Source organism: Kaistia defluvii, from assembly GCF_026343955.1.
Classification (GTDB): Bacteria; Pseudomonadota; Alphaproteobacteria; order Rhizobiales; family Kaistiaceae; genus Kaistia; species Kaistia defluvii.
In genome coordinates, this window is record NZ_JAPKNI010000006.1 from 107,389 (window position 1) to 131,652 (window position 24,264).

Consider the following 24,264-nt stretch of genomic DNA (forward strand, 5'->3'; position numbering starts at 1 on the left):
GCGTCAGATCCAGCCGCCGCCATAGGTCTTGTAGAAGATGTGGTGCCCGACCTTCTGCATCTTCTTCATCGTTCGCGCCCAGCGCGGCTTCACATAGTTGGCGTGATAATGCGTGGACGAGCCGACATCGGCATTCCACCAATTGTCTTCGAACAGGACGCGCTTGGCCAGGGTCTGGGCGCGTGTCCAGGATGTCGCGTCGGTGATGCGGTCGGGGATGCCGTCGCAGGCGAAGGAGAACTGGCAGGCGTTGCGCATGTTCTTGTTCTGGTAGACGACACCGCAGATCGTGTTCGGATAGGCCGGGTTCTTCAGCCGGTTGATGACGACCTGGGCGACGGCCAGTTCGCCCTTCACCGATTCGCCGCGCGCCTCGAAATAGATCGCCGTGGCCAGGCATTTCTGCTCGGTGGCGGAGCGCGCATTGGTGGGGATCTTGTTCATCACCCACCAGTGATCCGGCTTGCCATCTTTGCCGATCGCCATCGGGCGGTTGAGCAGGGCGGTGAACGGCGCGCTGAGCGCCTTGTCCTGTTCGGGATTGGCATAGGCGGAGACGACCAGGCTGCCCGGCGCCTTGGCGGCGGCCTCGGCGTTCTTGCCGCTGCGATCGAGCAATTCGTTGCGGCGCGGCAGCGGCGCGATCGAGGCGAGTGCCACCACCGGCTTCGCCACTTCCTCGCCCTTCCTGGCATCGGCGCCGGCAGGATCGGACTTCGAGGCATATTGCAGCGGCTGGTCGGGCTTGGCGATGTCCTGCGCGGTCAGGAAGGCCATCTTCGGAACGGCTTTGGCGCTGCTGAAGACGCTGCCGAGATCGGCGGTCTTGAGCACGCCGGCCTTGAAGCGGGCGGCGGCTGTGCGGAGCGGCTCTGCCTTGCGCTGCGCGACGGTGATGTCCTGCTTGCCCGTCCGGTTCACGGTCGGCGGGACGAATTCCGGTGCTGAAACAGGACCGCGCACGGCGATGTCGAGCACGGGCTCGATCAGCTTGCCGTCGCTGACGACATTGCCGGCGACGAGGCGGGCTGCCGGCGGAGCCGAAAGAGAACCCGGCTGATAGGCTTCGCCCGAGGGCCGCGGCATCAGCCGCGCCAGCCAGCGCTGCGAGGCCGGCAGGTCCTTGCCATAGAGGCTGGCGACGTCCTGGAACGCGACGGTGGTCGAGGAGAGCGCCACGAGGCCGCTCGCCAGAATGCCGGAAAGCAGCGCGATGCGGCGGAAGGTCGGCCTGGGTCGCCGGCGTCGCAGCACGAATTGCGCGTCGTTGCCCGGATGGGCGCGGGGGGACATTCCTGACGTCGGACGCCGCTTGGATCCAGCCATGAGGTACGCAACTCCACGCGCACGGAACAAAACCGACCAGTGTGCTTTGCTGGTCACGTGGCTGGAATCTGCGGCATTAACCTAAAAACGAGGTTAACGGTCGGGAGGGGCTGTCGGGGGCGTTGGGAGGGGAGAGGCGGAATTGGCTCTGTCTCTGTTTTGTAAGGCTGCCTGAGCGGCGGCCAGCCGGGCGACGGGCACCCTGAAAGGCGAACACGAGACGTAATCAAGGTTAATTTCGGCGAAAAAATGAATCGAGGCGGGGTCGCCGCCATGCTCGCCGCAGACGCCGAGCTTGAGATCCGGCCGCGTTGCCCGGCCGCGCTCGCAGGCGATCCGGATCAGTTCGCCGACGCCTTCGCGATCGATGGTGGCGAAGGGATCGTGCGGCAGGATGCCCTTAGCGAGATAGGTGTTCAGGTAAGTTGCGGCGTCGTCACGCGAAATTCCAAACGTCGTCTGCGTCAGGTCGTTGGTGCCGAACGAGAAGAAGGTGGCGCTCTTCGCCAGTTCGCCGGCGGCCAGCGCCGCGCGCGGCAGTTCGATCATCGTGCCGAGCTGGTAGGCGGGGGCGCGGCCGTGAATTTTACGCACGAGCGCTTCTGCCGCACGTATGTGGCTGTTGACCAGGTCCAGTTCCGGCTTGCCGGCGATCAGCGGCACCATGATCTCGAGGTCGACCGGCGTTCCGGTCTGGTCGGCGACGTCGAGGGCTGCCTCCAAGATGGCACGCGCCTGCATCTCGACGATCTCCGGGAAGGAGATGCCGAGCCGGACGCCGCGATGGCCGAGCATCGGATTGGCCTCCGAAAGCGCATGCGTGCTGGCGCGGATCTTCGCCGGTGAAATCCCCATGACAGCGGCGAGCTCGGCGATCTCCGCCTCGCCCTTCGGCAGGAATTCATGCAGCGGCGGATCGAGCAGGCGGATCGTCACCGGCAGCCCCGACATGATCTCGAACAGCGAGGCGAAGTCGCTGCGCTGCATCGGCAGCAGCTTGGCCAGCGCCTCGGCGCGGCTGGAACGGGTCTCGGCCAGGATCATCTCGCGCACGGCGACGATGCGGCGCGCATCGAAGAACATGTGCTCCGTGCGACAGAGGCCGATGCCCTCGGCGCCGAAGCCGCGCGCGGCGCGGGCATCCGACGGCGTATCGACATTGGTGCGGATCTTGAGCGTGCGGAAGGTGTCGGCCCATTCCATCAGCTCGGCGAAGGCGCCCGAAAGCTCGGGCTCGCGCAGCGGAACGGCGCCGAGCAACACCTGGCCGGTGCCGCCATCGATGGTGATCATGTCGCCGCGCTGGATCGTCCGGCCGCCAGCCGACATCGTGCCGGCATGGAAATCGACGCGGATCGTGCCCGCGCCGGAGACGCAGGGCTTGCCCATGCCACGCGCCACCACGGCCGCGTGGCTGGTCATGCCGCCGCGCGTCGTCAGGATGCCGCGCGCCGCATGCATGCCGTGCACGTCCTCCGGGCTGGTCTCGACGCGGACCAGGATGACTTTTCGCCCTTGGGTGCGCGCGATCTCCGCCTCTTCCGACGTGAAGACGACGGTGCCGCTGGCGGCGCCCGGGGAGGCCGGCAGGCCGCGCGCGAAGATATCGCCGCTCGATTCCGGATCGATCGTGGGATGCAGCAGCAGCTCCAGCGTGCGCGGCTCGATGCGGGCGACCGCCTCGGCGCGGGTGATCAGTCCTTCATGCGCCATGTCGACGGCGGTCTTCAGCGCCGCGTGGATCGTCCGCTTGGCGGGGCGCGCCTGCAGCATCCAGAGCCGGCCGCGCTCGATGGTGAATTCGAGGTCGAGCACGTCGCGGTGGTGCTTTTCCAGCGTCGCGCAGACGGCGCGGAATTCGGCGAACACCGCCGGCATGGCCGCTTCCATCGACGGCAATTCGGAACCTGTCTCGCGGCGGGCTACCTCGGTCAGGTCCTGCGGCGTGCGCATGCCCGAGACGACGTCCTCGCCCTGGGCGTTCGGCAGGTATTCGCCCCAGAGGATGTTTTCGCCGGTTGAGGGATGGCGCGTGAAGGCGACGCCGGTCGCCGACGTTTCGCCGAGATTGCCGAACACCATCGCCTGCACGGTGACGGCCGTGCCGCCGCCCTCCGGCAGATTGTTGATCCGGCGATAGGCCTTCGCGCGCGGATTGTTCCAGGAACGGATGACGGCCGAGATCGCGCCCCAGAGCTGCTCCTGCGGCGCCTGCGGGAAGGGGATCTCCAGTTCGTCGGCCACGAGTGCCTTGAACAGGTCGCAGACCGCCTGCCAGTCGCCGGCGCCGAGATCGCTGTCGAGCGTGAAGCCACGCTCGAGCTTGTAGTCTTCCAGCCTTTCCTCGAACACCGCGTGGTCGAGACCCAGCACCACGTCGCCATACATCTGGATGAAGCGGCGATAGCTGTCGAAGGCGAAGCGCCGATCTCCAGAGATCTGCGCCAGCCCTTCGACCGTCTCGTCGTTGAGGCCGAGATTGAGGACCGTATCCATCATGCCCGGCATCGACGCGGCGGCGCCGGAACGGACGGATACCAGCAGCGGATGCCCGGTATCGCCGAAGCGATGGCCGGCCACCTTGCCGATCCCCTCCAGGGCGGTGGCAACCTGCTGTTCGAGTTCGGGCGGAAAGGCGCTCTCGGTCGCGAGGAAGTGGCGGCAGATTTCGGTCGAGATGGTGAAGCCGGGCGGTACCGGCAGGCCGAGCGCGCTCATCTCGGCGAGGCCGGCTCCCTTGGAGCCCAGGATTTCCTTCAACGCGCTGTCACCCTCGGCGCGTCCCCCGCCGAAGGTGTAGACCCATTTCGTCATCTGCGCACGCTCCCGCGGCAACCGGCTCCTGCCGACGCTACATCTAGCTAGATCAAGCTCTTACTGCGCTGCAACACGAAAATATTGAAACAGTTCTTGGAGCTTGTCCCTGCGGCGATTGGCGCGGGCTCGGATCACGCGGTGGCCCGTCTCTGGCGCCATTCCGAGGCCAGCACGGCGTAGATGTACTCGTCGCCCCATTCGCCGTCGAAGCGGTCGTTCTGCACGAGATGCGCCTCGCGGCGCAGGCCGAGGCGCTCGACCACGCCCACGGATCCGCGGTTGGCGGCGTCGAGCCGTGCGAAGATCCGATGGAAGCCGAAGGTGGAGAAACCGAAATCGATCGTGCTGGCGACGGCTTCGGTGGCATAGCCCTTTCCGGCGAAGGCGGGATTGAAGATGTACCCTACTTCGCCCTGCAGGGCCGCCTTGCTGGCCAGTTTCAGAACGGTCTCGCCGATGACGGCGTGCCCGGCATTCGTCACGACGGCCAGCCGGAAGGCATCCCCGTCCGCATGGAACGGCGCGGAAAGCGCTCGGTCGAACTGCCTCTGCAAATCCGCGCCGGCCGGTGGCGCCGCATAGAGATATCGGTAGACCTCGGGAAGCGCGTGGTACGCGGCGTAGGCGCTGAAATCTTCCGCCGCGAACGGCCGAAGTGTCAGCCGACCGGTCGTGATGGGGAATTGCAGGGACTCGATGTTCATCCAGCTGGGTTCCGGCGACGTGCGATCACCGCACCAGATCGAGGTCCAGTGCGAAGGGGTGGCCTTCGAAAGCGTCTCGCCCCCGGCCGATCGCCTCGATCGCGCTGACCATGCGGCCGCGGCGGCCGAGAATCTCGTCGGCGAAACGCACGAGGCGGAGATTCGGCGTCGCGGAGGGCGAGCCGCTGCGGATCAGCGTGGCGATCTCGGCTTCGTCGCGGTCCGGGCGCAGCGCGCAGACGGTGATGAAGGCGGCGGCGGTCGAGCGGCTGATGCCGGCGAAGCAGTGGATGACGATCGGCTTCTCCGGCTTCCAGCCTTCGACGAAGTCGAGCAGCGAGACGACATGCTCCTCGGCCGGCGGAGTCATGCCCTCCATCGGCTCTAGGATGTCGTTGAAGGCCAGGAATAGGTGGCGGTCTTCCGGGATCGCCGCCGGGCGCTCGACCGGCGTGCCGGCATTGATCAGCGTCACGAGATGGCTTGCGCCCGTCTGGGCCACGGTCGCGCCGATACGGGACAATGAGCAGACGTGAATGCGGGACATAATTTTTCTCCTTGCGCCGTCTCGTTCGCCGGCGGACCCGATCGATCGGCCGCCGGAATGGGGTGGCCCGGCGAAGCAGGCGCCGGGACGTCTATGTAGGGGGTGGAGACGTTCCGGTCACGCCGAAACGAACACGGGCGCCTCCGCCAGGGCGGCGAACCGAGACAGGAAGCGCTGCTCGGCTTCAGCGGTCGGCCACGGCTCCAGCGCCAGCTGCTCGCGATGCACGCCGCGCGGCCGGCCGAAGATTTTCGCTGCCTCGACTGTGGTGAAGCCGGCCAGTTCCGTCGCTTCGAAATAGGCTGCGATGCGGTCCGCCGCCTTGATGGCGTCGGTCAAGCCCGCGGCGCGGTCGGCCGGCAGGCCAAAGCGCAGATGGATCGCCGCCTGCAGTCGCGCTTCCACCACCTTGTATTCGCCGCCGACCAGCGCCTTGAACGGCGAGATCATGTCGCCGACCACATATTCCGGCGCGTCATGCAGCAGCGCCGCCAGCCGTCCGGCCGCGGAAAGCGCGGGATCGGCAAGCCCCGCGATCTGCTCGACGAGCACGGAATGCTGCGCGACCGAGAAGGCATGCGCGCCGCTGGTCTGGCCGTTCCAGCGCGCGACGCGGGCAAGCCCATGCGCGATGTCGCTGATCTCGATGTCGAAGGGCGAGGGATCGGCGAGATCGAGCCTCCGGCCAGAAAGCATGCGCTGCCAGACGCGGGGCGGGGCGGCGGCCTTCGACTTCATGCGTCGCTTTCTCCGCCATCTCCAGGCCAGTCGAACTTGGCAAAGGCCGGCAGCGTGATCGAAAGCGGCACGCCGCCGGCCGTCACCGGCATTCCCTGGTCGAGCGCCCGCTTCGCCCGGTCGAGCCGGATCAGCCCGATCCCGGCTTGGCCCGCCGTGCCGCCCAGGGCGCCGAGCGGCTTGCCATCGGCCTCGATCGGCGTGCCGGGCGGGGGCAGGGCGCTCTCGCCCGCAATGGCAACGGCGCGGCGGCGGGCGGTGCCGCGATGCTCCATGCGCGAGACGATTTCCTGGCCGACATAGCAGCCCTTGCGGAAATCGACACCGCCGAGATCGTCCATGTCGACATCATGCGGAAAGGCGTCGCCGAACGGGAAGTCGCGTCCGCCCTCCGGCACGGTCAGCCCGGTCCGCCAGGCGTGATAATCCGCCTCGGTCGCCTCGTCGTAACCCGGCACCGTTAGGAATGCGTCGACCGGGACGATCGCCCGATAGCCAAGCGCCGGCAGGCGCGGATCGGCGCCGACCACCCCGGCGATCGCGGGCGGAGCATCGCCGCCCCAGAACGCCACGACCTGGTCGCTCCCGCTGCGATCGGCGATCCCGACCTTGGCGCGCAACCGGTAAAGCGTCATGCGCTTGACGAAATCGGCCACCAGCGCGCGCGGCAGGTCGAACAGGAAGCCGTCCCCGGATGCGACGACGAGGAAATCGAACAGGATCTTGCCCTGCGGCGAGAGCAGTGCGCCGAAGCCCGCGCCGCTCGAAACCACGCGACCCATGTCGGTCGTGATGATATTCTGCAGGAACGCCTCGGCTTCGGGGCCATGGATAAAAACGGAGCCGCGATCGGTAAGGCGGGCATATGACCCATTACGCATAGACATGGTTCCCATGCATTGGACGCGCTTGTGAAGTTGTTCCGCCTTCCTTAATCCGATGCCAACAATCCGTCTTCATTCCGTGACGGATCGGATCTGCACTGGGGAGGGCGGCCATGTCGGATACCTACGAGTTTCTCTTTCGGAACGGAACCGTCGTCAATCAGGACGGCATCGGAACGCATGACATCGCGGTCCGCGACGGACGAATCGCCGCGATCGGCGATGTCGATCCGCGTCGCGCCGGCAAGGTGATCGACTGCACCGGCCTGCATATATTGCCTGGCGTCGTCGATACCCAGGTGCATTTTCGCGAGCCGGGCGCGGAGCAGAAGGAAGACCTCGAAACCGGCTCGCGCGGCGCCGTGCTGGGGGGGGTCACCGGCGTTTTCGAAATGCCCAACACCAACCCGACCACGACGACCGCCGAGGCGCTGGCCGACAAGGTGTCGCGCGCGTATCATCGCATGCACTGCGATTTCGCCTTCTGGGTCGGCGGCACGCGCGAGAATGTCGACGCGATTCCCGACCTCGAGCGCCTGCCGGGCGCGGCCGGCATCAAGGTGTTCATCGGTTCCTCGACCGGCAATCTGCTGGTGGCGGACGATGAGGGCATCGCGGCCATCCTCTCCAAGACCCGCCGTCGCGCCGCCTTCCATTCCGAAGACGAGATGCGGCTCGAATCGCGCAAGTCCCTGCGGGTCGAGGGCGATCCGTCCTCGCATCCGGTCTGGCGCGACGAGATTGCCGCCATGCAGGCGACCGAGCGACTCGTCGCCATCGCCCGCCGCACCGGTGCGCGCATCCACGTCCTGCATATCTCGACGGCGGAAGAGATCGACTTCCTGGCGCAGCACAAGGACGTCGCCACCGCCGAGGCGACGCCGCACCATCTGACGCTGTCCTCGGACGATTACGCCCGGCTCGGAACCCTTCTGCAGATGAACCCGCCGATCCGCGATGCGCGCCATCGCACGGGCGTCTGGAAGGGCGTGGCGCAGGGCATCATCGACGTGCTCGGTTCCGACCATGCTCCGCACACGCTGGAGGAAAAGGCCAAGCCCTATCCCGCCTCGCCCTCCGGCATGACCGGCGTGCAGACGCTGGTTCCGATCATGCTCGACCACGTCAATGCCGGCCGGCTGACGCTGGAGCGCCTGGCCGATCTCACCTCGGCCGGACCAGCGCGGATCTTCGGCATGGCGCGCAAGGGCCGCATCGCCGTCGGCTATGATGCCGACCTGACCATCGTCGACATGAAGCGGCGCGAGACGATCACCAACAAGTGGATCGCGTCGCGCGCCGGCTGGACGCCGTATGATGGCAAGCGCGTCATCGGCTGGCCGGTCGGCACCGTCGTGCGCGGCCGCCGCGTCATGTGGGAAGGCGAGATCACGGAGCCGTCGACCGGCGAGCCGATCCGGTTTCTCGAGGCGCTTCCTCCGGCATAAGGCTTGATCCACGGACATCGGGCGGTGGCTCCGGCGCGTTCGCAGCGCTGCCGTCCCGATCCGACCAACAGGATGGAGCCGGAACAGCGGCCGATCCTCGGCATGGGGCCTGATCAGATCGGCTCGATGACGACCGATTCCGCGGACCGCTTTGCGGCCCCCTGATACACCGCCTCGATATTGTTGCCGGCCGGATCGAGCAGGAAGGCGGCATAGTAAGTGGGATGGTAATCGCGAAGGCCGGGCGCGCCGTTGTCGCGTCCGCCGGCGGCAAGGCCCGCGGCGTGGAAGGCATCGACCGTCGCCCGGTCCGGTGCCTGGAAGGCGATGTGGCAGCGTCCCGTCGGCGGCGTGCCGCTGCTGACGCAGAACTCGTCCGCGAAGAAATAGCCCTCGCCGGCGAGAATCGGAATGCTAAGGACGCCGAGAACCGCCTCGTAAAAGCGGCGGCTCGCGTCGTAATCGGCGACGACCAGCTGGATGTGGTCGATGAGTCGGCCACGATGGAACTGCATATCGGCCATGGAGGTCTCCCTGTTCGGAGAGAACAAATCATGAACTCGATGGCGTCGTCAACCGGCCTTCGGCAGGCGTGTCAGTCGCCTGCTTCGAAATAGGTCCAGGTACCGTCCGGCGCGATGCCGACGCGGTAGAACATGTAGGCGCCGAAGCTCTTCATCTCCTCGAAATCGGACGAGGTGAGGATGCGGAACAATTCGACCATCTGCGGCGGCGTCAGCGCGTCGATCGGGTAGCGCGCGAAATAGGGCCAGATATAGGCTTCCTGCGGCGTGCCGACGTCGACATACACATAGCCGGCATCCAGGATCTCGCTCAGGATCGCCAGGATCTCGCGTCCCTCGGGGTCGCCCGACAGTGTCTTCAGAAAGGCGATCGGGTCCTTGTCCTGGTCCTCGTCGGCGCCGAGATTGGGGGGCGACTTGTTGGCGTCGATGATCGGCTTCAACTGGTTGATGTCGCCGGTCCTTGCTGCCTCGAGCAGCTTCTCGCGCAGGCGCTTCACCGGTTCCGGCAGCTTGGAGACGTCGTATTCAATGACCGGGAGCGGCTCATCCGGCGCGATCTTTACCGCGGGCGCCGTCTTCTTGGCATCGGCCGGATCCTCGGCGCCATCGTCCTCCGGGTCCGGCGGGATGGTGATGCTCAAGGTGGGCACCGATTTGCTCTCGCCGGCGACGAGAGCGTGGGAAGGGCTCGCCCCGATCATCAGCATCGCGATGGCGGTTCCCGCGATAGTCCAGCGCCCGAGCATGCCTGTCTCCTACATTCGTTTGCCACTCATACCTGACGGGCCGGACCCGGCCAAGCGCCGGGACGGACAATCCGCCCCGCGTCGGGCATGAAAAAGCCCCGCCGGCGTTTCCGCCGCGAGGCTTTGATTTCAACGCGCTTTGGTCGGATCCGCTACTGGATCGTGCGTTGCAGCGTGAATTCGCCGCGGCGGACCCGGTCAGGGAGGGACACCGCGAGATCGGCGACGGCGTCTTCGCCATAGGTGTCGATCAGGTCGGATAGAGCCGCGAACAGGGCGGCGTGGGCGAGAATGTCCGGCTCGATACCCTCGGCGATCGCCTCGTCCCAGGCTTCCGTGAGATAGGCGAGAGCCGCGCGCTTCTGTTCGGCAATCTCGATCTCGTCGGGATCGTGTTCCATGGGGTCGCCTGCTTTCCGCATCATGAATGGGCAGAAACCGAATCGCCCTCATCCGCAGGGTAGCACGAGCGGTTGGAACCGGGCCGAGATCCTGAAGAGGAGGTTAAGATGTCGATAACAATTCGATGCGGCTGGTTAACACAGGCGATCAGCGCCCGTAGCGCGCCGTGATGTCGCGGGTCAGCTTCTTGCCTTCGGCCATGTAGCGGTCGATCGCCGTCAGGGCCGCGGGCGTGCAGGTGCGATAGACCGTGGCGAAGCTGGAGAAGCCGTGGTTGAACTGCGAGACGATACGCGCGCGCCGGTCGGGCGTCGGATCCTCGGCCGTGAGGATCTGGTCCATCTGGTCGCGCCAGACGCTGGGTTCCTCCGCCCCGCAAAGCGGCCGGAGATAGTGCAGCGCACCAAGGATCTCGGCCAGCCGCTGCAATTGCTGCTCATAGGGTGGGTCGCCGGCGCCGGCGCCGATGGCGTCTTGCGCGCGCGCCGACAAAGGCGTGCCCGCGAGCATCAGCGCCAGCGCGATCGCCGCCATACGTCCCGAATTTCGCGTTGGGTTGATCACGCCGATCCTGCCTGCCGTTGCTGCTTCGGCCTTGCGGCCCGGCGGGATCATGCTGTGCGGGACGGCGCGCAGCAAGGCCATCCGGGGGCGCGGTCGAGATGGGCGTCGTTCACGCCGGGACGGAGAGGGCGACGATGCGCTTCAGCCCAGGCGTCGTCGTGAGGGCGTTGATGGCGTCGAGCGCAAACCAGCCGAAGTCCGCGGCGTCGGAAGCCGCGATTGGTGACCCTTCCGCATCGGCCGCGAAGACGATGATGACGAAGTGGCCCCGAACCGCGCCGTCCTTGGCCCGGTCGATCGCGTCGAGCGTCTCGACGAGGCGGGGCGTGCCAAGCACGAGCCCGGTTTCTTCTATGAGTTCGCGCGCTGCCGCCTCGACCAGCGTCTCGCCGCGCTCTACACGGCCGCCGGGCAGCGACCAGGCGCCTAGCCAGGGATCGTGGCCGCGCTGAATCAGCAGCACCTTGCCATCGCGCCAGATGGCGACGCTGACGCCGAGCACCGGGCCGGCCGGCGGAGCGGTCGTGGGCGGTTCAGGCGGAGCGGGCGAATGGGACATGCGATTCCTCCGGATCGGGGGAGGGCATCGGCGGCTCGGCATGGGCTATGGCGTCGCGCGCCTCGGCGATGACGGGCCGGATTTCCGTGGCGGCGAGGGCCGCGATCGGCCAGAGCAGGTCGAGCTTTCCGTGGCGCACCGCTTCGCGAACGGCGTCCTGCGCGGCGGTGGCCTGACGGTAGAGCCGGGTTTCCAGTTGCTCCAGGCGAACGCGGTCGCGGTGGCCGGCCGCGATGGCCAGCACATGACGCCGATGCTCCGGCCTCCAGGCCAGAACGCCGTCGACGAGGTCGAGCCGGTGCGGCAATGTCTCAAGAAGCAGCGCCAGGTCCTCGGCGTGATTCAGATAATTGCTTTCCGGCGGCGCCGGCCCGAACTGCATGCTGTCCCCCAAATTGCGACGACGCTGGACGGCATCGCAAATACGCGGCGAGAAAATGATACGATGCAGATCGTTAGCGGTGCTTCCTTACGAAGTCTTTACCAAAGCGGCGCCGCAGGCTGAGTTGGAGCAAAATCGATGTGTGGACGCTTTGCCCTGGCGGTGCAGCCGGAGGATGTCGAGGCTGAATTCTCGATGATCCGCATCGAGTGGTTCCCGCCGCGCTACAACATCGCGCCGACACAGCCGATCCTGATCGTCCGGGGCGAAAGGGGCGAGCGGCGGCCGGCGCTGGTCCGCTGGGGTCTGATCCCGTCCTGGACCAAGGATCTCGCCGCCCTGCCGCTGCTGTTCAATGCGCGCTCGGAAACGGCGGCCGAAAAGCCGGCCTACCGTGGCGCCTATCGCCACCGCCGCTGCCTGATACCCGCGACCGGATTCTACGAATGGCAGAAGGGGCCGAACGGCAAGAAGCAGCCCTATTACCTGCAGCCCGCCAGCGGCGGCATCATCGCCTTCGCCGGGCTCTGGGATGAGTGGGCCGACGACAAGGGCAACATCATCGACACGGCGACCATCCTGACCACCGCCGCCAATCGCGAACTGGCGCCGATCCACGAGCGCATGCCCGTCATCGTCCGGCGCGAGCAATATGATCTCTGGCTCGGGCTCGACGCCGACCGGGGCGCCAAGGCCGGTCAGGTCCTGCTGCCGCCCCCGGACGGCACGTTCGAGGCGATCCCGATCGGCCCGGCCGTCAACAATTTCCGCAATGACGACCCGTCGATCCTGGCGCGCGCGGCGCCCCTTTCGGACCCGGAGCCATCTCGTCCGAAAAAGGCGGAAAAGCCGGCCGACAACAGTCAGTTGAAGCTGTTCTAGGTGCGAACTGCCGGCTGCGGGCCGCGAAATAGACGATTTCGAGGATGACGGCGCTATGCGGCTTGCCTAAGAGGTTGCCGTCCAACCTCTCTCGCCTGTCCGAAAGCCTACCCCATGACAGACCTGCTCCAGCCTGCCGTCGAGGGGTTCTTCCTCGGTGCGAGCCTGATCGTCGCCATCGGGGCGCAGAATGCCTTCGTGCTGCGGCAGGGACTGGCGCGGCGCCATGTCTTCCCGATCGCCACTTTCTGCTTCCTTGCCGATGCGCTGCTGATCGCGGCCGGCGTCGGCGGGCTGGGCTCGCTGGTGCAGGCGGTGCCGAGCGTGCTGTTCGTCGTAACGCTGGCGGGCGCGGCCTTTCTGGCAGCCTATGGCGCCATGGCGATCCGTCGCGCGTTCCACACGGCGGGGCTCTCGGCCAGCGGTGCGGCGGAGGCTCGGCTCGCCCCGGCGCTGGCGACCGTCGCGGCGCTGACCTTCCTGAACCCGCATGTCTATCTCGATACGGTCGTTCTGCTGGGATCGCTGTCGGCCCGCTACGCCGGCACGGCCCGGCTGGCGTTTGGCCTGGGCGCCATGTTCGCTTCGGGCGTCTGGTTCTATGCGCTTGGCTATGGCGCGCGGCTGCTGGCGCCCCTGTTTGCCCGACCTGTCGCCTGGCAGGCTCTGGATATCGTCATCGGTGTGGTGATGTTCGCGATCGCCGCATCGCTGCTCTGGCAGGCCTTTGGATGAAAGTCCGCCCACGCCGACAGGGCGCCGGGCGCTGACGGCTCCCTTCGCCGGCGACGCGTTCGGGCCAAAAGACGGCATGCCCGCAGCAGCCTGCTATCAGGCTGGAAGGTTCACGGCCGAGGCGCAGTCGCTATAGCCCTGCGCAGGTTCCATGCACGATCCATGGATCCGGCGGGGCTTCCCGCCATGGCCATTCCGGTCGATGCGCGAGGCAGCCTAACAGGCCGCCGCGTGGATCAGTCCCGCTCGCTCGGCTTCAAAGCGGCCTTGGCCTGCTTCTGCTGCTCAAGCTTCTTCTTCTGCAGGATGGCGGCGACGATTTCGGGATTGCCGAGTTCGCCATACTTGGCCTGCAGGTCCTGCTCTTGCTCGCGTTGAGCCTTGGAACGGAAGGGGGGGTGCTTCACACTGGTCATAATCGTCTCGAATCCTGAGCGTTTCCGCCGGACACCGTACCGATCTTTTGCCGGCTGGCATCCGAGGGATGCGCGTATGAAATTCCATTATGGCGGATTCGTGGTTTACAAAATGGTTAAAAGGCCATGGCTGAGGACAATGATTGTTAAAGGAGTTTGCAGGATAGGAATGTCCGTCGGCTGCGGTACACTTGCCACGACAAGCTTCCGGAAGACGCGTTCCGGGCAGCCCGGTTTCCAGAAGCAGCGTGGCTGCGGAGAGACAGCATGACCGCGCGCCCGTTCGAGCGCGAGGCGAGGACGGCCCCCTGGTCGCTGCGCCTTGCTCTCCTGCCGATTCCGCTCCTGATCGTGGCGGTGGTGATGCACCGCTACGGCCAGATCGACACCGTACCGCTCTTCCTCCTGATCGCCATCGCCTGGGCCCTGGCGATGGCGGCGCTGGTGCTGGGCGGGCTCGCCATGCGCCGGATCTGGATCGACGGCGCGCGCGGCTTCGCACCCGCGCTCACGGGTTCGCTGCTGGCGATCGTGATCCTTGCCGTGCCGGCGCTGGTGGTCGAGGAGATGATCCGCCTGCCGCGCCTGGCCGATATCTCGACCGATCTGATCGACCCTCCCGAACTGGCGCCGTCGGCCCAGGCCGCTCATCCGTCGCCGGATACCGTCAGCAATGAGCCGCAAACGAAGGCCTATCCCGACATTCTCTCCCGCCACTATCCGGTATCGCCCGCGCGTATCTTCGACGCCGCGACGGCTCTGATGGCGGCACGCGGCTGGGCCATCGGCAAGGCGTTGCCTCCGGATATCGACAGCGCCGATGCGTCGATCGACGCCGTTGCGCGGACCCTGGTCCTGGCCCTTCCGGCCGATGTCGCGGTTCGCATCGTCGCCGACGATGACGGTTCGCTGGTCGACATGCGGTCGGCCTCGCGCATCGGTTCGCATGATCTCGGCGACAATGCGCGCCGGATCCGCGCCTTTTTCCGCGATCTGGATACCGCGCTTCAGGGCGTCACGGAGCCCGTCGAGAGCGACGAGACCGACATGCCTCCCTTGCCGCCGGTGTCGCCCCGCGCGCGCTGAGGCGTCCGGTCAGGCCGGCTCGAAGATGCCGAGCAGCGTGACGCCTTCGGGCGCGCGAAGCCGTCCGCGCGCCACCAGATCCTCCAGATGCGCGAAAACGGAAAGGGCGGCGGCGCCATGCAGCGCCTGGGGCGTATCGCGATAGATGGCGGCGACGATATCGGCGATGGTGCGGTCGCCGCGGCCGATGCGGTCGACGATGGCCGCTTCGCGCATCCGCCGGTGCGCCTTCAAGCCGCGCACGAAGGAGGGCGCGTCCTCGACCGGGCCGCCATGGCCGGGCAGGTAGATCGTCTCGGGGCGCTCGGCCAGCTTGTCGAGCGAGGCCATGTAGTCGCTCATCGCCCCGTCCGGCGGCGCCACGATGGTCGTCGCCCATTTCATCACATGGTCGCCGGAGAACAGCAGCGGCGTCCCCTCCAGCGCGAAGGCGAGATGGTTGGCGGCGTGGCCGGGGGTGGCGATTGCCGTCAGCGTCCAGCCGTCGCCATTAATGCGATCGCCATCCGCCAGCGCCCGGTCCGGCACGAAATCCATGTCGCCGCTGGCATCGAGCATATTGGTTTCGCCGGTTGCCAGCGGCCGCGACAGCCGGTGCGGCCCTTCGCCAAGCAGCGTCGCGCCGGTGAGCGCCTTGAGGCGGGCGGCGCCGGGCGAATGGTCGCGATGCGTGTGGGTGACGAGGATCTGGCGGATCCGCTCGCCCTTTGTGGCGCGCAGGATCGCCTCGATGTGTTCGGGATCGTCGGGACCTGGATCGATTACCGCTACGTCGCCACGGCCGACGATGTAGCTGTTGGTGCCGTGGAAGGTGAAGGGGCCGCCATTCGGCACGGTCATGCGGCGCACTTGGTCGCCGATCGCGACGGCGCGGCCATAGGCAGGATCGAAGTCGCGTTCGAAATCCATGAAAGTCATGCGCATGAGCTAGCGGGATCGGCGGGTGGGTTCAAGCCGCCGCGACAAAATCGGGCGCCCGACGCAAAAACGCCCCGGCGAAGGCCGGGGCGTTTCCAAGCGCGCCGCGCAGGAAGGCGGGCGCAGCGGCTCTGGTGCGGCTTATGCGGGCTGCAGGACCTTGCCGGCAACCTTGGCGGCGATGGTGGCGACATGGGCGCCCTGGTACTTGGCGGCTTCCAGTTCGATCGCCGAAGGCTGGCGGCTGCCGTCGCCATCGGTGATGGTCGAGGCGCCGTAGGGCGAGCCGCCCTTTACTTCCTCGACGCCCATCTGGCCCTGGAAGGCGTAGGGCAGGCCGACATAGGCCAGGCCGTGATGCAGGAAGGTGGGGATGAAGCCGAGAATGGTCGACTCCTGGCCGCCATGCTGCGTCGCCGACGAGGTGAACATCGAGCCGACCTTGCCGACGAGCTTGCCCTGGGCCCACAGACCGCCGGTCTGGTCCCAGAAATTGCGCATCTGCGAGGCGACGGTGCCGTAGCGGGTGCCGGCGCCGACGATGATCGCGTCGTAGTTTTCGAGATCGGCGGGGGTCGCGATCGGAGCAGCCTGGTCCATCTTGTAGTACGAGGCCTTGGCGACTTCGTCCGACACCAGCTCGGGCACGCGCTTGATATCGACCTTGGCGCCGGTGGAGCGGGCGCCTTCCGCGACGGCTTCAGCCATCTTCTCGATGTGGCCATAAGCGGAATAATAGAGAACGAGAACCTTGGTCATGGGAGCCTTCCTTCATTTGCACTGCAGCACATGTCGGATGCCTGAGCATTTTTTGAAAGGCGGCTGCTGGTGAACAGTCTGTCTATGCACGGTTATGCATCGGCCGGCGGCGGGGAGGGCCTTGCGGCAAAGGTTGCTTCGCCTATGCTTCGGCATCTTTCAACGCCAAGATCTGGAAGATTGTGGAGGGGACATGCTTACCAAGGATTTCGTGGTCTATGACGACCGGTTCCGTTCTCTCGCCATGGGGAACGTCCATGTCGAGCAGCTCGCGACGGGCTTTCGCTGGGCCGAGGGCCCGGCCTATTTCGCCGCCGGCAAGTATCTGATCTGGTCGGATATCCCGAACGACCGTCTGATGCGCTACGACGAAACCGACGGCTCGGTCTCGGTTTTCGCCACGCCGTGCAACAACCACAACGGCCATACCGTCGATCTCGAGGGGCGACTCGTGTCCTGCGAGCATCTTGGCCGCTGCGTCAGCCGCATCGAGCATGACGGCACGCGCAAGGTGCTTGCCGACCGGTTCGAGGGAAAGAAGCTAAACGCGCCGAACGACGTGGTCGTGAAGTCGGATGGCTCGATCTGGTTCACCGATCCGACCTACGGCATCGACGGCGATTATGAAGGCGACAAGGCCGACAGCGAAATCGGCGCCTGCAACGTCTACCGGATCGATCCGGCCTCCGGGGCGGTGACGGCAGTTGTTACCGACATGGTGCGCCCGAATGGCCTGGCCTTCTCGCCCGACGAATCGATCCTCTACGTCGCCGATACCGGCCTGACCCACAAGGCGGACTGCTCGCCCGACATCCGCGCCTATCCGGTCGCGGCCGACGGCAAGTCGGTCGGCGCCGGTCGCACCTTCGCCACCAGCGACATCGGCCTGTTCGACGGTTTCCGCGTCGACATTCACGGCAACATCTGGAGCTCGTGCGGCGACGGCGTGAACTGCTACGCGCCGGACGGCACGCTGATCGGCAAGATCAAGATCCCGGAAGTCGTGGCCAACGTCGAGTTCGGCGCCCGCAAGCGCAACCGCCTCTACATCTGCGGCACGACCAGCCTCTATTCGGTCTATCTCAACACCCGCGCGGCAAAGCGTCCGGCCGCGAAGTAGAGATTCGAGAAGGCGGGTGAGGGGGCAGGTCTGGCAGGCCTCAACCCCTCACCCGGCCCTGACGGGCCGACCTCTTCCCATGGGAGAGAAGATCGAGCGGTCGCCTTGCGCTGGCTGTGAGGCGATGATGGATAATCGGCGCTTCATTCCGCGGCTTCGTGCGGACATGACGGAAGCCGAGCGCCGGGCCCAGCCTGACGACTCGGCCTAGCCTTCACCTCTCCCACGAGGAGAGGTCGACGGCCCAAGGCCGGCGGGTGAGTGGTTCCGTCGTCCAAGACTTCGTCCTCTGGCTAGCCCCCAGCCTCTCAATGCCGTTCGTGCAGACAGGCGCCGTGGTCGCCCAGGACTTCGATCACCCGGCATTCGGCGACGCGGCCGTGCTCGCCTTCGTCGACCATGCGCTGAACCTCGGAACGCAACGCCGTCAGCTTGGCGATCTTCTCGTCGATCTCGGCCAGATGGCTGCGCGCGATGACATCGACATCGGCGCAGGAGCGGTCCGGCTGGTCGGAGAGAGTCAGCAGCTGCCGGATCGCCTCGACCTCGAAACCCAGCTCCCGCGCATGGCGGATGAAGCGCAGCCGCTGGATCGCCGCCGCGTCATAGCTGCGCCGGTTGCTGTCGGTGCGGGCCGGGGAGGGCAGCAGCCCTACTTCCTCGTAATAGCGGATGGTCGGAACCTTGATGCCGGTCTGGCGCGACACGGTGCCGATCGGAACTGCGCGATCCATGCAAATCACCTCTTGATCCTCTAGTCGCTAGAGCATGTAGGCTACCTTTCGAAACACACAAGAGCCTCGCACCACCAGGCCGAATTCGAGAGTAGATCATGGGAATTCAGGACCGCTACCGCATCACCGGCATGGATTGCGCCTCCTGCGCGCAGAAGATCGATACCGCCGTCCGCCGAATTGACGGCGTCGAGGATGTCTCCGTGTCGGTTTCGGCCGGCACGATGACGGTGCGGCGCGGCGAGGTGGCGGATCCGGCCGAGCCAATCCGGGCGATCGTGACGAAGCTTGGCTACGGCATCGCGCCACTCGCCAACCGCACGACGCCCGCGCATTCGCAGCATGGCGCTGGCCCTGACCACGACGCTACCTGTAGCGGCCATGACCATGACCACGGTGGGCACCACCATGACCATGGCCATGCGCACGATCATGCGCCTGCGACGCCGGCCGCTGCCGCGAAGGCCGCGCCGCCGCTCGACCTGCACGGCCACGATGCCGGCGAGGACGAGGGCGCCTGGTGGCAGTCGAAGAAGGCCAAGCTGACGCTGGCGGCGGGCGCCGCGATCGTCGTCGCCTTCGTGACCTCGCATCTCTTCCCCGAAGCGAAGTCGATCATCTTTGCCGTCGCCATGCTGGTCGGCCTCGTGCCGATCGCCCGCCGCGCGCTGATGGCGGCGCGCTATGGCACGCCGTTCTCGATCGAGACGCTGATGACCATCGCGGCGGTCGGCGCCGTGATCATCGGTGCGGGCGAGGAGGCGGCGATGGTCGTCTTCCTGTTCCTGATCGGCGAGCTGCTGGAGGGCGTCGCGGCCCGCCGGGCGCGCTCCAGCATTCGCGGCCTCGCCACCCTGCTGCCCGAAACGGCGCGCCTCGAAGGCCCTGACGGCACGCGCGAGATCCCGGCGGCCGAGCTGACGCTTGGCGCGATCATCCAGATCCGTCCCGGCGACCGCATCGCCGCCGACGGGCGCATCCTCGAGGGCGAGAGCGCGATTGACGAGGCGCCGGTGACGGGCGAAAGCGTGCCGAAGCGCAAGGGCGTCGGCGACACGGTTTTTGCCGGCACGATCAACGCCGATGGCGTCATCCGCGTCGAGGTGACGGCGGTCGCTTCCGACAACACGATCGCGCGCATCGTCCGCCTGGTCGAGGAAGCGCAGGAATCGAAGGCGCCGACCGAGCGCTTCATCGACCGCTTCTCGCGCTGGTACACGCCAGCCGTGCTGATCGTCGGCGCGCTGGTTGCCGTCCTGCCGCCGCTGGTCTTTGGCGGAAACTGGGGCGAATGGGTCTATAAGGGCCTCGCCATCCTGCTGATTGGCTGCCCCTGTGCGCTGGTGATCTCGACGCCGGCGGCGATCGCGGCCGGGCTCGCCGCCGGTGCGCGCCAGGGCCTGCTGATGAAGGGCGGCGCCGTGCTGGAGACGCTGGCCGGAATCAACAGGGTCGCCTTCGACAAGACCGGCACGCTGACGCTGGGCCGGCCTGTCGTCAGCGATGTCGTCGGCTATGGCCGTCCGGAGGCCGAGGTGATCGCGCTGGCCGCGTCGCTGGAGACGGGCTCCAACCATCCGCTCGCCCGCGCCATTCTCGCCAAGGCGACCGACCTGGCGGCGCCCACGATCGTCGCGGAAGCGATCGCCGCCATCGCCGGCAAGGGCATGACCGGCAAGGTCGAGGGCCGTTCCCTGCTGCTCGGCTCGGCCGCCGCTGCGGCGGAGATCGTGCCGCTGACGGCCGAGCAGGACGCCGCGATCAGCGCTTTCAGCGGCGAAGGCAAGAGCGTTTCGGTGCTGCTGGTCGACGATGTTATCGTCGGCATCATCGCCATGCGGGACGGCCCGCGCGCCGACGCCAAGGCGGGACTGACGGCGCTCGCGGCGCTGAATGTGTCGCCGATCATGCTGACGGGCGACAATGCGCGCGCGGCCCAGGCGGTCGGCGGCGATCTCGGCATCGAGGTGCGCGCCGAACTGCTGCCGCAGGACAAGCAGCGCATCATCCGCGAACTGCAGGCCGGTGGCGCGAAGGTGGCCAAGGTCGGCGACGGCATCAACGATGCGCCGGCGCTGGCGGCGGCCGATGTCGGCATAGCCATGGGCGGCGGCACCGATGTGGCGCTGGAGACGGCCGATGCGGCGATCCTCAACAACAATGTCGGCGATGTCGCGCGGCTGATCCGGCTGGCGCGGCGGACGATGAGGAACATCCACCAGAACATCGTCATCGCGCTGGGCCTGAAGGCGGTGTTCCTGGTCACGACCATCCTCGGCATCACCGGCCTCTGGCCCGCCATTCTCGCCGACACCGGCGCGACGGTGCTGGTAACGATCAACGCGCTGTCGCTACTGGTGGTGAAGAAGGGGTAGGGCCGGAGGTTTCTCCAAGGTCCTTGGACGGGTCCACATGAATCTCGACCTGTTCCAACACACCCCGTCATCCTGCTTTCGCAGCGATGACGGGGTGTGTTGGTCGAACGGATGGCGGCCGCCTTACCGCAAGGCGGCGCTCGCCGTCGCCTCGGGAAGCGCCGACAGAGCCGCCGCCGCATCGACCAGCCCCGCGCCAAAAATGTCGTCGCGGCCGGGCTTGCCAAGGTCGCGGGCCGTCCGGGTGAGGATGGCGCGCAGGGCCGCGGGCGACAGGTCCGGCGCCCGTTCGAGCAGCAGGGCCGTCACGCCCGTCACCTGCGCCGCCGCGAAGGAGGTGCCGGAAAGCTGGGTATAGGTTGCGCCCGGCGCCGCGGTCAGGATGTCGACGCCGGGGGCGGCGAGCGCGACATAGGCGCCGCGATTGGCCGAGGCGTAGATGGCGTCATTGGCGTCCGTCGCCGTCACGGCAATCACGGCCGGATGCGCGCCGGGATAGACGGGCGCCGCCTTGGGGCCGCCATTGCCGGCCGCTGCGATCAGGATCATGCCGCGCTGGCCGGCGGCGTCCAAACCCTTGGCCAGCATAACGTCTTCCGGGCCGGCGAAGCTCAGGTTGACGATGCGCGCCCCGGCGGCCGCGGCCTTGTCGAGGCTTTTCAGGATGTCGAGCGTCGAGCCCCGCGCCGTGGCGTCCTGACGTCCGAGGAAGCTGTCGAAGGCCAGGATCTTCACTTTGGGCGAGGCGCTGACCAGGCGCTGGTGCGCAGCGATGACGCCGGCGATCGCGGTGCCATGCGGGTCGAGGGTTGCGCTCTGGCTGGCGGGATCAAGCGTGCCGGCAAGCTCCGGATGGCTGCCGTCGATGCCGGAATCGATCACCGCCACGAGGATGGCCTTGCCATCAGCCACCGCATGCGCTTCGGGCAGGCGCATCTTCGCTGGTGCATACTGCACCGCCGCCAGGTCGCCGGGCGGGACCGGCGCGTCATCGTCCTGCAAGGCGTAGAGATGGTTCAACTCGCTGGAAAGCAAGGCTTTATCGGCTCGCAGCGCCCGGAGCGCCGCGACCGAACTGCCGCCCTTGGCGACCCGGGCGCGCACCACGGTCGTGCCGGTCAGCGCCAGATGAACGGTCTCGAGACGGGTCAGGCGGTGACGCCTCAGGATGGTCTCGCTGATTTCCGGCGAAGCGGCCGTGAAGAGAACCTCTCCCTCGACATGGCTGCCGACCCGTGCCTGGAGAACGTCCGTCCGCCGGATTGGCTTCGGCGTTGTCTTCTTCGGCGCTGGCGCCTTGGTTGCCCGCGCCGGCTTACGCGTCTGGGCTTTTGGCCGACGGAGGGCGGGACGTTCGTAATCGCGCGGCGGTGCCACTTCGCGCTCGGCCATCGGATAGGCGATCGCCGGAACGAACAGGATCACCGGGCCAGGGCCAGGGCGTGGACGTCGCGGCCGGTCTGGTCGCTCGGGCCTCGGCCGCCTCGGGCGCCGCTTCCAGTCATCGTCGCCCGTATCGGCATTGGCATTGACGGCCGATTGCGCGACGAGAATGCGTTCCGCCGCAAGGGCTTGCGGGTAGGGCGCTGTTGCCAGCATCGCCAGCGCGAGCGCCAGCATACCGATCCGGTGCGTGTTCATGGCAGCCTCCCGAGGGCCGGTTGCAGACTAACTCGGACGGTTGTGGACCGGGGCTCAGGGCGCCGCTATGACCAGCTTCACGATGTCCTTCGCGGCCGCGAGCCTGTCGGTCGCCGTCTTACGGTCGGCTTCGCGCATCGTGGCGTCGCCGATCCGCAGCTTGAACAGGCCGCCGGCGCGGGGGCCGTCGACGAGGCTGCCGCCGACCGAGCCGACGATCTGCTCGATCTCCGCGGCCGTCGCCTCCGGCTGGAAGGCGATCAGCAGATAGGCGCCAGATGGGTTAACAGCGCTGTCGCCGGAGGCGGTTTGGTAGCCCTGCGTTAACTCCCTTTGGGCGACCAGCCCGCCAAGCGCGCCGCCCAGCACGAGCAGCACCAGCGCCGCGGCAGCCGCCGACAGTCCGAGTTGCGACGGGGATAGCGCCGCGATCTGTTCCCCGAATGCGCCGAACAGCCGGGAAAGCAGCGACGGACGGGCTGACGGGGCGGATTTTCCGATCTCGGCGAACAGGCGATCGGCCATGCGCGACGCCGGCAGCGGCAGGGCCTCGGCGCTTTCGATCGCGGCGATCCGCTCGCCGTCTATCCGCGCCAGATGGGCGCGCAGCAGCGGATCGGTGGCCAGCGCCGCCTCCACCTCGGCGGCTTCCTCGGCCGAAAGCGTGCCATTGGCGTACCAGGGCAGCAACGCCTCGATGCGGCCGGGCTCGTCTTGTGGATCCGTCATGGCCAACCCCTGTCCAGTCCGGCGTCCCGGCAGAGCTCCGAAAGCCGCTTGCGGGCATGGAACACGCGGGTCTTCACCGTATTTTCCGGTATGCCGACAATGCGGCTGACATCTTCGATCGACTGTTCCTGATAGTAGACGAGGTCGATCACCTCGCGGTGCTCGCGCGACAGCCGGTCGATGCAGGCGCGCAGGACGCCGGCCTTGTCCGATTTCTGCAGCGTCACCTCCGGCGTGTCGTCGAGATCCTCGATCGCCTCGGCGAATTCGTCGTCGAGCGGCGCTTCGGTGCGGCGGCGCAGGGCCGAATAGGCCTTGAAGCGGGCGATGGAGAGGAGCCAGGTCGTGACGCTGGCGCGCCCTTCGAACCTGGCCGCCTGGCGCCAGACGTCGAGGAAGACTTCGGTCACGATGTCCTCGGCGATATCCTCGCGCCGGACCAGCCGCAGGACGAAGCGGTGGACGCGGATGTTGTGCGCGCCGAACAGGGCCCGCATCGCCGCCTGGTCGCCCCTAGCGATCCGGGCGATCCACTGTTCGTCCTGGCTGCCGAGCATTGGAGGCCCCATCCATCCCGCCATCTGACCGGGGAGGGTGGCGATTTGCCGTTCCCCGGTCAACTCTCGTGGCGGTTGCCAGGCGGATTTGGGGAAACGTCCCATCGCCACCTGGCCTTTACCGGCCATGCTGCGCTCAATCGCAGACCACGACCCGCTTCCAGACACGGCCGACGCCGGGGACGAAGACCCGCTTGCGGACTTTGTAGCATTCGTCCCGGACGCCGACATAAGCGGGGATGCCGATATAGATGCCGCCGCCCCAGCGCGGGCCGCCCCAGCCACCACCATGGCCGCCCCAACCACCGTGACCGCCATGGCCGCCATGACCGCCACCATGGCCACCGCCATGCCCGCCACCATGGCCGCCGCTGAAGCCCCCGGGGCCGCCGAAACCGGGGCCGGCATTGGCGCTGCCGGCGGTGAGGAACGAGGTGGCGCCGATGGTGGCGATGGCCAGCGCTGCGACGGTGGCGGTGGTGCGGATCGTCTTGAGAATGGTCATTCTAGATCTCCCTCTGGAACCTTTGGGTCCGCCCGTTGCGGCCCCGATGACCATTGGTCGTGGCGGCACGGGAAAAGGTTCACGCGGGCTCCCACTTTTTTTCGAAGTTTTTTTGAGACCGCCGGAAATCGCCGATTTTGAAACGATTTTGGCCCGGAAAGAG

General features: G+C 67.0%; 26 protein-coding genes. 6 read left to right on the forward strand and 20 right to left on the reverse strand.

The annotated features are described in order from the left end of the window. Positions 1–3 precede the first annotated feature (3 nt). From OSH10_RS22930 to ygfZ, 6 genes are all read right to left on the reverse strand, one after another. Positions 4–1,293 carry a cell wall hydrolase gene (locus OSH10_RS22930; RefSeq protein WP_323181616.1) on the reverse strand — a complete coding sequence of 430 codons (1,290 nt, stop codon included), beginning with the start codon at positions 1,291–1,293 and terminating at the stop codon, positions 4–6. 126 nt (positions 1,294–1,419) lie between these two features. Next, positions 1,420–4,140 carry a pyruvate, phosphate dikinase gene (gene ppdK, locus OSH10_RS16470; RefSeq protein ID WP_266332996.1) on the reverse strand — a complete coding sequence of 907 codons (2,721 nt, stop codon included), beginning with the start codon at positions 4,138–4,140 and terminating at the stop codon, positions 1,420–1,422. A gap of 134 nt (positions 4,141–4,274) precedes the next feature. Then, the gene (locus tag OSH10_RS16475; RefSeq protein WP_266332997.1) at positions 4,275–4,847 is read right to left on the reverse strand and encodes a GNAT family N-acetyltransferase; all 573 of its coding nucleotides are present in this window, start codon (positions 4,845–4,847) and stop codon (positions 4,275–4,277) included. A gap of 25 nt (positions 4,848–4,872) precedes the next feature. Then, complete coding sequence (locus OSH10_RS16480; protein WP_266332998.1) at positions 4,873–5,394, reverse strand: tyrosine phosphatase family protein; 522 nt, start codon at positions 5,392–5,394, stop codon at positions 4,873–4,875. 117 nt (positions 5,395–5,511) lie between these two features. After that, positions 5,512–6,132: an HD family hydrolase gene (locus OSH10_RS16485; RefSeq protein ID WP_266332999.1), complete on the reverse strand. Its 621-nt coding sequence runs from the start codon at positions 6,130–6,132 to the stop codon at positions 5,512–5,514. Then, a complete protein-coding gene (gene ygfZ / locus OSH10_RS16490) occupies positions 6,129–7,013 on the reverse strand; it encodes a CAF17-like 4Fe-4S cluster assembly/insertion protein YgfZ (RefSeq protein WP_266333000.1) in 885 nt (294 codons plus the stop codon). The genes OSH10_RS16485 and ygfZ overlap by 4 nt, the downstream gene beginning before the upstream one ends. 116 nt (positions 7,014–7,129) lie before the next feature. On the opposite strand from ygfZ, the gene OSH10_RS16495 reads away from it, so the two are divergent. Beyond that, positions 7,130–8,464, forward strand: a complete 1,335-nt coding sequence (locus tag OSH10_RS16495) for a dihydroorotase (protein ID WP_266333001.1) — start codon at positions 7,130–7,132, stop codon at positions 8,462–8,464. Positions 8,465–8,577: 113 nt separating this feature from the next. Here OSH10_RS16495 and OSH10_RS16500 read toward each other — a convergent pair whose 3' ends face one another. The 6 genes from OSH10_RS16500 to OSH10_RS16525 all read right to left on the reverse strand — a co-directional run bounded on the left by OSH10_RS16500 (position 8,578) and on the right by OSH10_RS16525 (position 11,644). Then, on the reverse strand, positions 8,578–8,988 hold the full coding sequence (locus OSH10_RS16500) for a VOC family protein (RefSeq protein ID WP_266333002.1): 411 nt from the start codon (positions 8,986–8,988) through the stop codon (positions 8,578–8,580). 71 nt (positions 8,989–9,059) lie between these two features. Beyond that, positions 9,060–9,737, reverse strand: coding sequence for a hypothetical protein (locus OSH10_RS16505; RefSeq protein ID WP_266333003.1), 678 nt, complete (start codon positions 9,735–9,737; stop codon positions 9,060–9,062). Positions 9,738–9,889: 152 nt separating this feature from the next. Then, positions 9,890–10,138: a hypothetical protein gene (locus OSH10_RS16510; protein WP_266333004.1), complete on the reverse strand. Its 249-nt coding sequence runs from the start codon at positions 10,136–10,138 to the stop codon at positions 9,890–9,892. A gap of 148 nt (positions 10,139–10,286) precedes the next feature. Next, complete coding sequence (locus OSH10_RS16515) at positions 10,287–10,778, reverse strand: TIGR02301 family protein (protein WP_266333005.1); 492 nt, start codon at positions 10,776–10,778, stop codon at positions 10,287–10,289. A gap of 34 nt (positions 10,779–10,812) precedes the next feature. Beyond that, the gene (locus tag OSH10_RS16520; RefSeq protein ID WP_266333006.1) at positions 10,813–11,262 is read right to left on the reverse strand and encodes an NUDIX hydrolase; all 450 of its coding nucleotides are present in this window, start codon (positions 11,260–11,262) and stop codon (positions 10,813–10,815) included. Continuing rightward, positions 11,237–11,644 carry a hypothetical protein gene (locus tag OSH10_RS16525; protein WP_266333007.1) on the reverse strand — a complete coding sequence of 136 codons (408 nt, stop codon included), beginning with the start codon at positions 11,642–11,644 and terminating at the stop codon, positions 11,237–11,239. Before OSH10_RS16525 ends, OSH10_RS16520 begins: the two co-directional genes overlap by 26 nt. A 138-nt stretch (positions 11,645–11,782) precedes the next feature. On the opposite strand from OSH10_RS16525, the gene OSH10_RS16530 reads away from it, so the two are divergent. Next, entirely contained in the window at positions 11,783–12,526 is a 744-nt protein-coding gene (locus OSH10_RS16530) for an SOS response-associated peptidase (protein WP_266333008.1), read from the forward strand. A gap of 123 nt (positions 12,527–12,649) precedes the next feature. Beyond that, positions 12,650–13,261, forward strand: coding sequence for a LysE/ArgO family amino acid transporter (locus OSH10_RS16535; RefSeq protein WP_266333144.1), 612 nt, complete (start codon positions 12,650–12,652; stop codon positions 13,259–13,261). Between the two features lie 236 nt (positions 13,262–13,497). Here OSH10_RS16535 and OSH10_RS16540 read toward each other — a convergent pair whose 3' ends face one another. Beyond that, entirely contained in the window at positions 13,498–13,677 is a 180-nt protein-coding gene (locus tag OSH10_RS16540) for a hypothetical protein (RefSeq protein ID WP_266333009.1), read from the reverse strand. A gap of 267 nt (positions 13,678–13,944) precedes the next feature. Between OSH10_RS16540 and OSH10_RS16545 the strand changes: the two genes are divergently transcribed. Beyond that, complete coding sequence (locus tag OSH10_RS16545; RefSeq protein ID WP_266333010.1) at positions 13,945–14,763, forward strand: DUF1499 domain-containing protein; 819 nt, start codon at positions 13,945–13,947, stop codon at positions 14,761–14,763. Positions 14,764–14,772: 9 nt separating this feature from the next. On the opposite strand, the gene OSH10_RS16550 is transcribed toward OSH10_RS16545, so the two are convergent. After that, the gene (locus OSH10_RS16550; RefSeq protein ID WP_266333146.1) at positions 14,773–15,681 is read right to left on the reverse strand and encodes an MBL fold metallo-hydrolase; all 909 of its coding nucleotides are present in this window, start codon (positions 15,679–15,681) and stop codon (positions 14,773–14,775) included. 141 nt (positions 15,682–15,822) lie between these two features. After that, a complete protein-coding gene (gene wrbA, locus OSH10_RS16555) occupies positions 15,823–16,440 on the reverse strand; it encodes an NAD(P)H:quinone oxidoreductase type IV (protein WP_266333011.1) in 618 nt (205 codons plus the stop codon). A 193-nt stretch (positions 16,441–16,633) separates the two neighbouring features. On the opposite strand from wrbA, the gene OSH10_RS16560 reads away from it, so the two are divergent. Beyond that, on the forward strand, positions 16,634–17,560 hold the full coding sequence (locus OSH10_RS16560; protein ID WP_266333012.1) for an SMP-30/gluconolactonase/LRE family protein: 927 nt from the start codon (positions 16,634–16,636) through the stop codon (positions 17,558–17,560). Between the two features lie 308 nt (positions 17,561–17,868). Here OSH10_RS16560 and OSH10_RS16565 read toward each other — a convergent pair whose 3' ends face one another. Then, positions 17,869–18,294, reverse strand: coding sequence for a MerR family transcriptional regulator (locus OSH10_RS16565; protein WP_266333013.1), 426 nt, complete (start codon positions 18,292–18,294; stop codon positions 17,869–17,871). A gap of 98 nt (positions 18,295–18,392) precedes the next feature. Here OSH10_RS16565 and OSH10_RS16570 point away from each other — a divergent pair, with 98 nt between their 5' ends. Beyond that, positions 18,393–20,669, forward strand: a complete 2,277-nt coding sequence (locus tag OSH10_RS16570; RefSeq protein WP_266333014.1) for a heavy metal translocating P-type ATPase — start codon at positions 18,393–18,395, stop codon at positions 20,667–20,669. Positions 20,670–20,792: 123 nt separating this feature from the next. Here OSH10_RS16570 and OSH10_RS16575 read toward each other — a convergent pair whose 3' ends face one another. The 4 genes from OSH10_RS16575 to OSH10_RS16590 form a co-directional block, all read right to left on the reverse strand. Beyond that, a complete protein-coding gene (locus tag OSH10_RS16575) occupies positions 20,793–22,310 on the reverse strand; it encodes a S8 family serine peptidase (protein ID WP_266333015.1) in 1,518 nt (505 codons plus the stop codon). 54 nt (positions 22,311–22,364) lie between these two features. Further along, positions 22,365–23,039 carry a zf-HC2 domain-containing protein gene (locus tag OSH10_RS16580; protein ID WP_266333016.1) on the reverse strand — a complete coding sequence of 225 codons (675 nt, stop codon included), beginning with the start codon at positions 23,037–23,039 and terminating at the stop codon, positions 22,365–22,367. Continuing rightward, complete coding sequence (locus tag OSH10_RS16585) at positions 23,036–23,596, reverse strand: sigma-70 family RNA polymerase sigma factor (protein ID WP_266333017.1); 561 nt, start codon at positions 23,594–23,596, stop codon at positions 23,036–23,038. Before OSH10_RS16585 ends, OSH10_RS16580 begins: the two co-directional genes overlap by 4 nt. Positions 23,597–23,732: 136 nt before the next feature. Beyond that, complete coding sequence (locus OSH10_RS16590) at positions 23,733–24,101, reverse strand: hypothetical protein (RefSeq protein ID WP_266333018.1); 369 nt, start codon at positions 24,099–24,101, stop codon at positions 23,733–23,735. Positions 24,102–24,264 lie beyond the last annotated feature (163 nt).

Coding starts and splice junctions, on each gene's coding strand:
- OSH10_RS22930 (WP_323181616.1), bottom strand. CDS start 1,293: ATGTCCCCCCGCGCCCATCCGGGCAACGACGCGCAATTCGTGCTGCGA.
- ppdK (WP_266332996.1), bottom strand. CDS start 4,140: ATGACGAAATGGGTCTACACCTTCGGCGGGGGACGCGCCGAGGGTGAC.
- OSH10_RS16475 (WP_266332997.1), bottom strand. CDS start 4,847: ATGAACATCGAGTCCCTGCAATTCCCCATCACGACCGGTCGGCTGACA.
- OSH10_RS16480 (WP_266332998.1), bottom strand. CDS start 5,394: ATGTCCCGCATTCACGTCTGCTCATTGTCCCGTATCGGCGCGACCGTG.
- OSH10_RS16485 (WP_266332999.1), bottom strand. CDS start 6,132: ATGAAGTCGAAGGCCGCCGCCCCGCCCCGCGTCTGGCAGCGCATGCTT.
- ygfZ (WP_266333000.1), bottom strand. CDS start 7,013: ATGCGTAATGGGTCATATGCCCGCCTTACCGATCGCGGCTCCGTTTTT.
- OSH10_RS16495 (WP_266333001.1), top strand. CDS start 7,130: ATGTCGGATACCTACGAGTTTCTCTTTCGGAACGGAACCGTCGTCAAT.
- OSH10_RS16500 (WP_266333002.1), bottom strand. CDS start 8,988: ATGGCCGATATGCAGTTCCATCGTGGCCGACTCATCGACCACATCCAG.
- OSH10_RS16505 (WP_266333003.1), bottom strand. CDS start 9,737: ATGCTCGGGCGCTGGACTATCGCGGGAACCGCCATCGCGATGCTGATG.
- OSH10_RS16510 (WP_266333004.1), bottom strand. CDS start 10,138: ATGGAACACGATCCCGACGAGATCGAGATTGCCGAACAGAAGCGCGCG.
- OSH10_RS16520 (WP_266333006.1), bottom strand. CDS start 11,262: ATGTCCCATTCGCCCGCTCCGCCTGAACCGCCCACGACCGCTCCGCCG.
- OSH10_RS16525 (WP_266333007.1), bottom strand. CDS start 11,644: ATGCAGTTCGGGCCGGCGCCGCCGGAAAGCAATTATCTGAATCACGCC.
- OSH10_RS16530 (WP_266333008.1), top strand. CDS start 11,783: ATGTGTGGACGCTTTGCCCTGGCGGTGCAGCCGGAGGATGTCGAGGCT.
- OSH10_RS16540 (WP_266333009.1), bottom strand. CDS start 13,677: ATGACCAGTGTGAAGCACCCCCCCTTCCGTTCCAAGGCTCAACGCGAG.
- OSH10_RS16545 (WP_266333010.1), top strand. CDS start 13,945: ATGACCGCGCGCCCGTTCGAGCGCGAGGCGAGGACGGCCCCCTGGTCG.
- OSH10_RS16550 (WP_266333146.1), bottom strand. CDS start 15,681: ATGACTTTCATGGATTTCGAACGCGACTTCGATCCTGCCTATGGCCGC.
- wrbA (WP_266333011.1), bottom strand. CDS start 16,440: ATGACCAAGGTTCTCGTTCTCTATTATTCCGCTTATGGCCACATCGAG.
- OSH10_RS16560 (WP_266333012.1), top strand. CDS start 16,634: ATGCTTACCAAGGATTTCGTGGTCTATGACGACCGGTTCCGTTCTCTC.
- OSH10_RS16565 (WP_266333013.1), bottom strand. CDS start 18,294: ATGGATCGCGCAGTTCCGATCGGCACCGTGTCGCGCCAGACCGGCATC.
- OSH10_RS16570 (WP_266333014.1), top strand. CDS start 18,393: ATGGGAATTCAGGACCGCTACCGCATCACCGGCATGGATTGCGCCTCC.
- OSH10_RS16575 (WP_266333015.1), bottom strand. CDS start 22,310: ATGAACACGCACCGGATCGGTATGCTGGCGCTCGCGCTGGCGATGCTG.
- OSH10_RS16580 (WP_266333016.1), bottom strand. CDS start 23,039: ATGACGGATCCACAAGACGAGCCCGGCCGCATCGAGGCGTTGCTGCCC.
- OSH10_RS16585 (WP_266333017.1), bottom strand. CDS start 23,596: ATGCTCGGCAGCCAGGACGAACAGTGGATCGCCCGGATCGCTAGGGGC.
- OSH10_RS16590 (WP_266333018.1), bottom strand. CDS start 24,101: ATGACCATTCTCAAGACGATCCGCACCACCGCCACCGTCGCAGCGCTG.